An 11,356-nucleotide genomic window follows, 5' to 3' on the forward strand; every position below is an offset into this window, starting at 1 on the left:
CGTATGTATATCTTTGGCTATGGCAGCTTAATTAATGGTCATTCTCGGAAATTGACGGGGCAAACAGGCGCTGCCATCCCCGCTGTTGCGAATGGTTTACTGCGTCATTGGGGAAAGGTAGATGGTCGTTACAAGATAGCCCCTTTAGTTGCTGTCGCTGGTGAGGGAAGTTGTAATGGGGTATTGGTCAAAATTAATCATGACTCTCTTATAGATTTCGACCGACGAGAGAGGGGGTACCGTCGAATCGAGTTGGATCCCGCGACTATTTCTGCTACTGGCGGGGGATTGCTAACGGATCCGGTATGGGTATACGTGAAGACGGATCCTGAGCCTCCTTGTGAGGTGCAACCAATTATGCAGACCTATGTTGATACTGTTTTGGCCGGTTGCCTGTCGATTTCCCGGCAATTTACCGAAACATTTGTTGAAACCACTCAGGGCTGGCATTATCCGTTTGAAAACGACCGCCATCAGCCAAAATATGGCAATCTTGCAGGGGTACCAGATGAATACCTGAAGCAAATTGATCGCTTGGTCGCCAATGTTCGTAATTCGATTTAATTCCCGTTATTCCAGCTAAGTTAAAAATGGCAAAACCAAATAAGAAAGGACCGACCAAAACTGTTGATGTGTTTTGTTCCGGTTGTAAAACGCAATTGTTCAAATATCGCAAAGGGGGCAAGGGCGCTCTGGTGAAATGCTTTAAAGAACGGATCAGCAAGGATTATACCCTGCATCCATGTATCTGCCCTAACTGCCAGGCTGTGTTTGCCAGAGATACGTTGGTAAGGGGTGCTCCCGCTTTTAAAATCATCGGTGGTAAGGTAATGATGAAGTAATCATGAGGCTTCGTAAGGTTGTTATCGCTTTTTAGCGGTCTGCAAGGCATCTGGCGGACACTGAATTTTCTTGCGGATAAGTATCGCTTTTAAGTTTATGAGCTTTCGTTTATAGGTTGCCTTCACGAGTTGGTAGTCAACATCTGGGGCGAACCACATCACTAACTTACGGTCATTTTTACGGGTTTGTTCGACTCTGATTGCTTTCACGCGGCCAAAGTGTGTCTGTATGGTCTCATCACGTTTTACTTCAAAGTGATAATGGTTTACCTCATCGGTATCCTGCAGTTTGAATTCGAATTTTTTTTTGCCTTCAATCAGATTTAATCGCAATTGGCTGCCCACAGCATCGCCGTCGAGCAACGGTAAGTCGTGGCTACTGAATCTGTCTGTAGAGCCATTACTACGCAATACAGATTGGCGCCCGTCGTAACTGAATGTTGCAAGGGTACTTCCTGCCATCAGGCCAGTAATCTTGCGCTTAAAGGAGTGAGTTAAAAACGAATTTTGCTGCTCAGACCAATAGACCTTGCTGTCTTGCTTGAGCTTGGTTTTGGTTACCATTAAATCTACTTTGCTATAGGAGTGGATATCGACACGATTGTTTTGCCATTTTAATGTACGGGTAAAGTGCCCAATTTTGAGGTCGCTCCAATACAAGTCATAAGTAAATACCTTGTTACATTGGTGGAATATTGGTTGTGGCGCACTTTGTACTGCCCATGAAGACAGTAAACTACAGAGCCAAAGTAACATTACTGCGAATATTCTTTTCACCTGAACTCCGTATCACCGACATGCTCCATCAATAAAACGTTAGCAGTGAGAGTCAAATTGCGCAAAAAAGTCGCCGGTCTTCGGAAGTGGTGAGAAGATATGTTGTCAGGAAGGTATATGCAGACTGCAAGCAGCCTGCATCGTTGATGGAATATCGCGGTTGTTACTTCAGTAATCGTTTGAGGATTTTACCCGTAGCTGTCATTGGCAGGCTCTCGACAACCTCGACCTGGCGAGGGTATTTGTAGTCTGCAAGACGCTCCCGTCCCCATGCGATAAAGGTTTTGTTGTTGGTCTTGGCGCCTTCTTTGAGAACAATGAAGGCCTTCACTTCTTCGCCGTAGGTTTTATGCGGTACGCCGATAACTGCCACGAAGTGCACATCCGGATGGGTCATGAAGGTTTCTTCTATATCTCGTGGATAGATATTGTAACCGCCACGAATAATGACCTCTTTAAGGCGATCGACAACATAGACATAGTGATCTTCATCCATTCTGACGATATCACCGGTATGTAGCCAGCCATCAACGACGGTTTTAGCGGTTTCTTCGGGCTTTTTATAATAACCTTTCATGACATTATGGCCACGGATCAGCAGTTCGCCTTCTTTACCTTGCGGAACTTCGTTGCCTTGGTCATCAACAACCTTCATGGTCACACCGGGCAGAGGCTGCCCGATACTGCCGGGCTTGCGTTCGTACTCCAGGTGGTTGAAGGCGGCAACCGGAGAAGACTCTGAAAGGCCATAGCCTTCAATAACCGGGACATTCAGTTTCGCTTCGAACTGCTTCAGAATTTCAACTGGCATCGAGGCTCCACCAGAAATTGCGACTTTTAGGGTCTCGGCAATGTCTTTGATATAGTCACCGCCATGTTTCTCGGCAAAGGCAAGCAGGCCGATAAACATTGTCGGTACCCCAGCGATATGGGTGACTTTATGCTGGTGCATTTGCTGCATGACCGTTTTAGGAACAAACCGGGGGATCAGAACCAGTGCACTACCTGCCAGTATGGATGTATTCATGATCAGCGATTGGCCAAAGGTATGAAATAGCGGCAGGATTGCCATGCTAACGTCTGTTCCTGTCTGGTTTGTCAGGGTCTGGCAGGCTTGGGCATTACATAGCATGTTGCTCTGGCTCAGCTCGGCACCTTTTGCCCGTCCTGTGGTGCCTGAAGTGTAGAGGATCACGCAGGTATCTTCGGCACGACGGTAAACGGTACTAAATTCCGTGTCCTCTGATTGCAGCCATTGATTAAAACGGTGGGCTTGTTGCGGGATAGGAGTTTCTTCACCCTCCGATTCGATGAGGATAAAGTGTTTACAGCTCTCCGCCTGAGTATAACCTTCGTAGCAGTATTGCCCGGATGGTAGTGTGCTGTTGCCTTGGAAGCTGATTAGGGCCACAGCGTCAGAGTCATCAAGGTGATAGGCAACTTCTGGTCCCTTTAGCATGATATTCAATGGTACGGTGATCGCCCCTACTTTTTGAATCGCGTAATAACCAATAATAAATGCTGGTGTGTTCGGACATGAAATTGCGACTTTATCATCAGGTTTAATTCCGAGCTTCACTAACTGGTTTGCGACTTGGTTGACCATGACATTCAATTGTTGGTAATTGATTGTCTGATCATGAAAAATGATAGCGGTATTGTTGCCTCGGAAGATGGCATTGCGTTCTAGGTTAGTGGCTAGGTTATACATACTTACCTGTTCTTATTGTGATGTTGCAATGGGAAGATTGTATTACACTCACGAGGAAAAGTGCCGTTATGATTGTAAAACTGCTATAAGCCCCCAAATTATATCCAACCTATTGAGTATTTTTAGCGCCTTTGAATTGAGTATGTTAACCACATTCCCCTCCCTGAAACATGAAGCCTTGCGAGTCTATGTAGTTTGTGGCTGTGCAATTTTTGATTTTTCTGATAAAAAATATTAATTTTTTTTTTCAAATAAATGTAATTCCTTTCAAGGAGTTATTACCAATACAGATCTACTTGTACCATTCCCGCCCAACGCGTAATTGTTAAAGTTCTGAATATATAGGATTTTTGATGCTTCGCCATAGCGAAGAAATGTGACCGTTTGATGTCGTTAATTTGACGATTTGCAGTCGCGCTCCTATTTTTTATTTTGGTTTAACTGAGAGAGGTTGGTGAGATGAAAAAAATGAACTCGGCATATCGATTACAGATCATTAAAGAAGTCGCCACGAGAAGGCGTTTGGTGGAGCAAGGGGATCCGATGGCCTGTCATATCTCTCAGTTACTAGAGGAGCGAAGTCAGAAGTTGCCCGCAGTTGAAAGGCAGTTCAGCGGTTGTCACTATGATGATCAGGTAGGAGGTTGGGTGAGCAACTACTGGGATGTAAATAAGTAACTTGGCTATACAATGAAAGGGACCGGTGGATAATGTGGCGCTAGCACGTATTGTTCCGGTTCCTACTGGTTTGCATATCTTCTTCTCGCTTTAATTTCGTAATGAAAAGTACTCGAAGACTGGAACTAAATAATTGACTGAGGTACATTGCCTCGTCAATGTTTTGTTAGGTCGACGAATGAACTACGTAGAGTTAGATAGCTATTCCCGAAAGTGGATTTTTACCCACGCATCTATGCCTGTCGAGGCAGCCGATTTAGAACAGATAAAACCTTTTACTCAGGCGCGTTCAGCGCAAATCTGGCGTGAGCATATTAGCGCTCATAGCCCGGATGCTGATCACTTTGAAAAAGGTGATTGGGCACATGATCAGAAGATTTGGTCTGAATCGATAGACTGGCAGCAAGCCTGGGATAGTGATGATATTGACCTACCACCAGAGATGGCTGATTTTATTGATTGGGAAGATAACACCACGGTCTTTTTCTGTTACGAAAAATACAATGTCATTGAGACAAAATGGGGTGTATTCAAACGCAATTGGAAGAACTTTTTGTTTTTCGATGATGGCCCGATGTTGATTGGTCGCAAAAAAAAGCAAACGTTGTGGTTCAATTCAAACGGCACTTTTAAGTGTACGAACCGTAGCTAATACCGTACCGATTTACCTCCTATCAAGATAGGTATAGTCAACTTTTAATAACGTCATCCTATCGGATGACGTTATTGTATAGGACGACAAACCTATCCACAGTGAGAGATGAAACCCAGTTAGTTTTTATCTCCTTCGGTTTGCCATCAGTTGCTTAATTCGTTCCTCACCCAATACCAAGTTAGCTGCTGAGGAATGGATAGAGTTGCCCGATGAAATTAAAGGCTGATGCAAGGGTTCACCCAAAGTAACAAAAAATCGAGCGCCAATACTGCCAGTTTTGATCTCTAGCGGAAGAGATGAAGAATGTAACGTCCCCATTTGATGGGGATGAAGTTGATTGCCGCTGATATAGATGTTGCCGGATCGGACATAAATGAATCCGGTGGTTTGGTTATTGTCTGGTTCAAATTGCCAAATGCCATAAGGCGAGATCATAATATCGAGGTACGTAACGGCAATACTATATTGAATAGGACTGATCGAATCTTTGTAACTTCCAATGAGGATTTTGGTGGTAGAGTCGGGCTCTTCTACTAATGGGATCTGGGCTGACGAGATGTTGATACTTGAGGCTTCGGCCATTTCAGTCTCACCAGCAGGAAGAGCCGTCCATAAACTAAATGACTCGACCCGGCCATCTTGTGGCGTCATGGTATCTTTGTGAATGATTCCGTTGCCTGATGTCATGATGTGGAGATCGCCGCTTGCCAACGTGACGCGGTTGCCTGATGAGTCAATATGCCGCAACTTTCCTGTTACTGGATAACTAACAGCATCCACCCCGGAATGGCCATGATAGTCGAGCCCGGTTGTTCGGAGGACTTCTTTGGCTTCGAAATGATCCCAAAGTACAAAAGGATCAAGTTCACTGATGTTGTCGGCATTGATAAACGCGGTGATAGCCCCGGTTTTTTGCCCATAACGAATTTTTAGTATCTTTCTTGTATTTCTCATGATCGGTCACCGACTATCATGATGATTTATCTATCGCAGCTCATGAACTCACAGGTGTCCAATCGACTAGATGTTTGAACGGTGATTCATGGTTTAATAGTGAAATTTATAGATTAAATCTTAGACCTAAGACGCTGATTTGAACAAGTAAGAAACGGGAATTAAAACAAGAAAAGCGTAGTCCTGAAAGTGTCTATTTAATACCAATCTGGATGAGTGAGTGTTTAGATCATTGTGTAGGAATAATTGTATAAGGTAAGGAAAAATTTGCAGTAACCAGTGGTTCTTATTACCTACTTATTTAACAAAATAAGTCAAACGCAGCCCTTGGTATTAGGGGGACGTCGAAAATATCAAAGCCCTCGTGTGAGGGCTTCGGAAACTAGGGGGATTAATTTTAGGCGTTAAAAAGATCGGCTGTACTGAAGACCTACAAGGATTGCATCTGCCCGGGTGGTCGCTCCTGTAATGGATGGAACCGGTAGAGCGTCGTTAAGGTTTTCGTCAAATGTAACGTCTTCGCCCATCAAGTAAGTGAAGCCAAAGTCGATGTTTTCCTTATCATTTAAATGATAGGTAAAACCGGTAGAGAACCAGTGACGGTCTGAGTCCGGAATAGATATCGACTTCAGTTCATCCGTTGCAGAGATGTCATACATGTAACCAGCACGTAGGGTCCAATCATTGTTCAGGTAGTAGGTACCACCAATAGAAATGTGACCTGCATCCTTCCATTGATATTCTTTGTCTAGCCCCGCTATGTGCAGTGTATCGAAGGCACTCCACTCAACCCACTGCAGGCTATAGTGAGCCGCAAATTTGTCTGTTAGGCGGTGGTAACCCGAGAATTCAGCCATATCGGGCAGTGGCAGATCCATGGAATCAGCTTCATTGGTCCCTGCTTTAACATCGCCTTTAGCCTCGACGGTGGGGCTGAAACGATAGCTTAAGCCGAAGCGATGATTTTCATTGACCTCATAGACAACACCCGCATTCCAGCCCAGGGCAAAACCAGAGGCTTCAACGTCAATAACATTTTCTTTGATATCACTACATAGGGCTTTTTTACCACCGATAGCGAGACAGGCTTCTGCATCAAAATCGCGCTTTAAATCTCCCACACCATAAATTATATCAAGTCCGGCACCGACACTGAGGCTTTCGTTCAGGCGATATGAGAGGCTGGTACCTAAGTTCATGCTTTTTACACTGGTTTTACCGCCAAAAATAGAGGCTGCAAAGTCATCTTCAAATTCGGTTGCGGTTCCAAAGTTTGAATAGGCGGAAATCCCCCATGCCCACTGGTCATTGATAGGCACCACTAAATGCAGGTTTGGTACAAAGGAATTACCACCAATGTCATCTGTACCAGAAATGTCATACTGGTTTGATTCAAGACCCAGAACTTCACTGCCATTAGTTATGAGGCTAGGTTGGTTATAGGTGCCTTCTTTAATACTGACGTCAGTCGCGATGTAGTTAAAGCCCAATGAGAGGTTGGCTTCTTTGAACAGAGCCATTGCCGCCGGGTTTCGGGCGGCGACGGAGGCATTATCGGCAATGACCGCATCGCCTGCGAAAGCGCGACCAAGGCCGGTTGCAGATTGGCTATTTAATTGAAAACCTGCTGCCAGTGAAGGAGCAGACGAAAATGCAATGGCTGAGAGAACAGCACAAGATAATAGACGCTTCTTGAACATAATTAGACTTATTTTAATTTTTAACTGTGGATAGAAATGACGGATGTCATTAATTTGTCGAGAGTTTAGGTGTTGTGTTTATTTAAACAAATCAGACCAGTTGGAAGGTAATAAACAATGAGAATAAGAGTGGAGATTTATGTTTATTAAGGGTTACGGTGATTGGTTATATTTATGGTTAAAGATTCTTTAATAAAAAAAGCAATGAAACATGTATTACATAATTCAAATGTTAGAGTGAGTATTCTAATTGTCCTAAGTTTTGAGTCAATATGATTGCTGATATATTATATACTGAGTGAAGTATATAACAACTATGTTTTATGATTCGGTGGTAATCTATTGTTAATGTAGATTGTTTTATTGTTACGTTTGATTTTGCTTGTTGTAAGTTGCTGTATTTTCAGGTGGTTGTTCTTTTTTTGTTATTGTCGCGAGCAAATTGTTCAGGTTTGAAGTTTAAGCATTTTTTTTTCATATTTAACCTTAATTGGGTATTCGTCTTGGCGATAAATTTAATAGTTTACTGTGGTTTTTTCTACTTTTTAACAACGTCCGACCAGATTGAATAACATTTATTTTATATCTGAATTAGTTATAATTTTTTCGAAAACGAACATCACTCCCGCTGAATTAGTTTAGTTTAAATAATTAGACTATTAGATTGATAATTCTATTCGGTTAAACAAGAAGCATATTAAAGATATTTATAATGAAAATAAAAAAACAAAAATTCATAGCGGTGGCTATCGCCCTATCTTTAACTGCCTGTAATGAAGACAGTGCAATTGATGATAAAAAAATAGAGAAAGTTGAATACGTAACAGTGACCGCTAAAAACGGTGCAACAGTGACCGGTAAGGTTGAATCTGGCGAGAGCGTCGAATCCTTTAAAGGTATTCAGTATGCGACAAGCGAGCGTTTTGAACATAGTGAGATGCAGGCGCTTGCTGGCAGTATTGATGCGACTGAGTTCGGCGCAATTTGTCCACAGTTAGGGGAAAAGGCGGGGCAGCAATCCGAGGATTGTTTGTTCCTGAATATCTGGCGCCCTCAAGGTATCGAGGCTGGTGAAAATTTGCCGGTTTATGTGTTTATCCACGGCGGTTCGTTTGAAACGGGCGCGGGATCAACGTTGGTAAACCACGGTGATACGATCGTTTCCCAGGGCGCAGAAGATAATAACCGCTTTATTTCAGTTTCGATTAACTACCGGGTGGGTCTGCTAGGTAGTTTATGGACAAATGATGACAAAGGCGGAAACTACGGTATCGGCGATCAGAAAAAAGCGCTGGAGTGGGTTAACGAGAATATCGCCGATTTTGGCGGTAACCCTGCCGATGTCACCGTATTCGGTGAAAGTGCCGGTGCAATGTCGATTGGTATTTTGCAGCAAGAAACGCCTAAGCCAGAGGCAAGTGTGGCTGGGAAATATTATCAGCGCGCAATCATGCAGAGCAACCCGTATGGCCTGGCGTATAAGAACTATGATTCAGCAGAAAAACTGCAACAGACTCTGAGACAATATGTTGCTGATGAGCCTAAATTTGAGGGGAAGACGTTAGAGCAGCTTTCTTTAGAGCAGATAAAAGATGTTCAGGCATACGCCAAGTCAGGGGCTGTATTGCTTGATTCCTTGCTGAAGTTCGCACCGGCCACATCAGGCATGCTGCCATTTGCGCCATATATTGAGCAAAAGAAAAATATTTGGGGGAATGTTGTCGTTGAAGGTTACCATTTGACGGAGCAGCCGGTTGATACCCAATTTTCGGTTCCTACCGTCATCGGCTTTAATACTGACGAATCGAATATCTTTACTTCGATGCTGGAAGCCTTGCTGTTTGTCAACATTGAAGACAATGATGGTAAATACGTTATTGATCACCCGGCAATTCCTGACCTAGTCAGAAACAACAATATGTATGACCTGTCTGTTCGTGCCTTTTATGGCTTCAACGGAGTACTCAAGGCTCAGAAACTACTCGGCATGGAAAATTATCAGCCGGAAGACGATAGTACTTTGGAAGGCTCCAGCAATAATGTTGCGAAGTTCAGGATGCTTGCCAATGACATGCTCTTTACCTGTGCGTCTCGTAAAGTAGTACAAAACCAGGCCGATAATAATAATGGCTCGAATTTAACGACAATGTATCACTTCGATTATGCGCCGAGCTTCAACTTCTGGCCGCTGAGTGTATCACCGTTGACGTCGTTAAGTTGTCTTAACAAGGATGGCTCGGGCAAAGCTTGCCATGCGGCTGAATTGCCGTTTGTCTTCAATAAGGCTGTGGATATTGCCTCGCAAAAGGTTTATACCACGAAAGCCGACCGAGCATTGATGGACTCTATGTCACGGCAGTGGTTTAAGGCCGACACATTTACCGGTACTGAAATGGTGACAAGTCGTGATAATGCGGTAATGATCAATAGCGGTGGTTTTAATAGTATTGATAGCTGGGATGACACAATGAATGACTCCCGTTGTAAAGACGTCAGTGATCTTTTGTTGTAATTGATGTGATGACAAGGGTGGCTGCATCTCCGCCCTTGTTGACCTATATCCCCAAGTATATTGAAATTACTTGGGGATATTATTTTTCCCATGTTACATAAGTAACGACGGCAGGGACTTTCAGTTCTTGAAATACCTTCAGCCAGCGAATTTGGTTGCTTTGCAGCTTGTCTCCCGGGCCTTTAACTTCTACCCACTTGTATTGATTATCTTTGAAAACAATCACATCGGGAAAACCCGAGCGGTTATTGCGAGGGTCAAATAGAATTCGCCTAAACAGCCGACAAAGTACTGTTGGTGGAATACATTTTATGCTCAGCGTGATAATTTCTGGGTTGATCAGATTCCAGTTAACCCAATCATTGCTCAACGGTATTTTTTCGTTGAATACCGCTAGCCAGTTGCGCCAGTTACCGGACTCAATATCGGTTAGCCTGTCGTCGATGAGTTGTTTTCTTTGTTCGTAAAATTCGGGCTGGAACATATCTCTCGGCGAACGCTGATAAGGGTTTAAAAAAGCACCTGTTACTGGCGAGTAGATGATGTCCCAGAACGCGAGGCCAAATAAGCTGCATATCAGGCTATTCTCAAGGAAATAACTCTGCCAGCCCTGCTCACGGTAATAGTTAACGACAGACTCTTCAACATTTATGTCCTGGTGGGGTAAAACCAGGTGCTGTTCATTGAATACCGGTTTGATTGGCTTTTCAATCTTGAGAGATAATTTGCTACACAGTTTTCTTTCCAGTGTGCTGGCCACATCCGCTTCTTCTTCCGTGTAAGGGGAGGCTTTCATTTCAAGGGCGAGTTGGTAGGCATCATCGTATTTCTCTTGTTTGTCGAGAATACGAACCTGTCGTTCGCGCGATGGGGGGATCAGGCTATGGCGGAATAGGGTGAGCGCTGTATTGAGCTGATGTTTGTCCTGGCTGGAGAATCGCTCAAGGTCTCGGGCAATGTGATTGATCAATTGCTGGCGCTTTCGCTCTAGCGGGGACCAACTGAAAGCCGGAGGTATTGCTGTAGCAAGCTCCGTGATCGTAGTGTGATCTTTCATTTCTTTCGCTTGCCAGTAGCGATCACTGAGATCTGCTAGCTCCAGCCATTGCTGGATTTGATAGCGCTTGCTAAAAAGGCGGGTTTGCCTATCAATCGCGTAGGACTCAAATTGATGCAGCCCAAGATCGGAAAGGACAAATTGGCTGAGATCTTGATGCCGGTTGCCAAAAAACAGTAGCAGAAATGTGTCGAGATGCTGCTGGTGGCAAATCTGCAAAATATCTTGGCCGAAGTCACTAAAGCTGGGGTTATGGTTGATGAGTATTTCAGTCAGTTCAGGCTTTCGAGCCGACTTGTTCCCGGTCAATACGGGAAAAAGTCTCAATAGCTCCGCTTTGGTGAATAACGGGATGATGTCATTTAATGGCCAATGATGATGAATCCGGCATTTTTTAGCACCTCAGCAGCCTTGTCCAACTTGCCTATTTCACTGTAAGCAAGTTTGTCTCGGCGAAAAAACGCTCCTTT

At 44.0% G+C, this 11,356-nt stretch carries 11 protein-coding genes; 5 read left to right on the plus strand and 6 right to left on the minus strand.

Annotation, left to right across the window (positions count from 1 at the left end):
- Nucleotides 1–3: 3 nt before the first annotated feature.
- Nucleotides 4–564: a gamma-glutamylcyclotransferase family protein gene (locus tag MD588_RS20755; RefSeq protein ID WP_265699602.1), complete on the plus strand. Its 561-nt coding sequence runs from the start codon at nucleotides 4–6 to the stop codon at nucleotides 562–564.
- A gap of 26 nt (nucleotides 565–590) precedes the next feature.
- Nucleotides 591–842, plus strand: coding sequence for a hypothetical protein (locus tag MD588_RS20760; protein ID WP_265699603.1), 252 nt, complete (start codon nucleotides 591–593; stop codon nucleotides 840–842).
- Nucleotides 843–863: 21 nt separating this feature from the next.
- On the opposite strand, the gene MD588_RS20765 is transcribed toward MD588_RS20760, so the two are convergent.
- Both MD588_RS20765 and MD588_RS20770 read right to left on the minus strand, forming a co-directional pair.
- Nucleotides 864–1,619, minus strand: a complete 756-nt coding sequence (locus MD588_RS20765) for a DUF3108 domain-containing protein (RefSeq protein ID WP_265699604.1) — start codon at nucleotides 1,617–1,619, stop codon at nucleotides 864–866.
- Nucleotides 1,620–1,782: 163 nt separating this feature from the next.
- Nucleotides 1,783–3,330, minus strand: a complete 1,548-nt coding sequence (locus tag MD588_RS20770) for a long-chain-fatty-acid--CoA ligase (RefSeq protein WP_265699605.1) — start codon at nucleotides 3,328–3,330, stop codon at nucleotides 1,783–1,785.
- Nucleotides 3,331–3,789: 459 nt separating this feature from the next.
- Here MD588_RS20770 and MD588_RS20775 point away from each other — a divergent pair, with 459 nt between their 5' ends.
- Both MD588_RS20775 and MD588_RS20780 read left to right on the plus strand, forming a co-directional pair.
- Nucleotides 3,790–4,008, plus strand: coding sequence for a hypothetical protein (locus MD588_RS20775; RefSeq protein ID WP_265699606.1), 219 nt, complete (start codon nucleotides 3,790–3,792; stop codon nucleotides 4,006–4,008).
- Between the two features lie 178 nt (nucleotides 4,009–4,186).
- The gene (locus MD588_RS20780) at nucleotides 4,187–4,660 is read left to right on the plus strand and encodes a DUF2947 domain-containing protein (RefSeq protein ID WP_265699607.1); all 474 of its coding nucleotides are present in this window, start codon (nucleotides 4,187–4,189) and stop codon (nucleotides 4,658–4,660) included.
- 126 nt (nucleotides 4,661–4,786) lie between these two features.
- Here the strand turns inward: MD588_RS20780 and MD588_RS20785 are convergent, their stop codons facing one another.
- Nucleotides 4,787–5,617 carry a pirin family protein gene (locus MD588_RS20785; RefSeq protein WP_265699608.1) on the minus strand — a complete coding sequence of 277 codons (831 nt, stop codon included), beginning with the start codon at nucleotides 5,615–5,617 and terminating at the stop codon, nucleotides 4,787–4,789.
- Between the two features lie 404 nt (nucleotides 5,618–6,021).
- The gene (locus MD588_RS20790) at nucleotides 6,022–7,317 is read right to left on the minus strand and encodes an outer membrane protein transport protein (protein WP_265699609.1); all 1,296 of its coding nucleotides are present in this window, start codon (nucleotides 7,315–7,317) and stop codon (nucleotides 6,022–6,024) included.
- A 712-nt stretch (nucleotides 7,318–8,029) separates the two neighbouring features.
- On the opposite strand from MD588_RS20790, the gene MD588_RS20795 reads away from it, so the two are divergent.
- Nucleotides 8,030–9,829, plus strand: coding sequence for a carboxylesterase family protein (locus MD588_RS20795; protein WP_265699610.1), 1,800 nt, complete (start codon nucleotides 8,030–8,032; stop codon nucleotides 9,827–9,829).
- A 79-nt stretch (nucleotides 9,830–9,908) separates the two neighbouring features.
- Here the strand turns inward: MD588_RS20795 and MD588_RS20800 are convergent, their stop codons facing one another.
- The gene (locus MD588_RS20800; protein WP_265699612.1) at nucleotides 9,909–11,213 is read right to left on the minus strand and encodes a VRR-NUC domain-containing protein; all 1,305 of its coding nucleotides are present in this window, start codon (nucleotides 11,211–11,213) and stop codon (nucleotides 9,909–9,911) included.
- 35 nt (nucleotides 11,214–11,248) lie between these two features.
- A partial coding sequence (locus MD588_RS26160; protein ID WP_407676603.1) for a hypothetical protein occupies nucleotides 11,249–11,356 on the minus strand: 108 nt, incomplete at its 5' end.

The organism is Photobacterium obscurum, from assembly GCF_026191635.1.
Lineage (GTDB): Bacteria > Pseudomonadota > Gammaproteobacteria > Enterobacterales > Vibrionaceae > Photobacterium > Photobacterium obscurum.

Excerpts from the sequence above, each read along its gene's own strand:
- MD588_RS20755 (WP_265699602.1), top strand. The coding sequence starts at position 4 with ATGTATATCTTTGGCTATGGCAGCTTAATTAATGGTCATTCTCGGAAA.
- MD588_RS20760 (WP_265699603.1), top strand. The coding sequence starts at position 591 with ATGGCAAAACCAAATAAGAAAGGACCGACCAAAACTGTTGATGTGTTT.
- MD588_RS20770 (WP_265699605.1), bottom strand. The coding sequence starts at position 3,330 with ATGTATAACCTAGCCACTAACCTAGAACGCAATGCCATCTTCCGAGGC.
- MD588_RS20775 (WP_265699606.1), top strand. The coding sequence starts at position 3,790 with ATGAAAAAAATGAACTCGGCATATCGATTACAGATCATTAAAGAAGTC.
- MD588_RS20780 (WP_265699607.1), top strand. The coding sequence starts at position 4,187 with ATGAACTACGTAGAGTTAGATAGCTATTCCCGAAAGTGGATTTTTACC.
- MD588_RS20785 (WP_265699608.1), bottom strand. The coding sequence starts at position 5,617 with ATGAGAAATACAAGAAAGATACTAAAAATTCGTTATGGGCAAAAAACC.
- MD588_RS20790 (WP_265699609.1), bottom strand. The coding sequence starts at position 7,317 with ATGTTCAAGAAGCGTCTATTATCTTGTGCTGTTCTCTCAGCCATTGCA.
- MD588_RS20795 (WP_265699610.1), top strand. The coding sequence starts at position 8,030 with ATGAAAATAAAAAAACAAAAATTCATAGCGGTGGCTATCGCCCTATCT.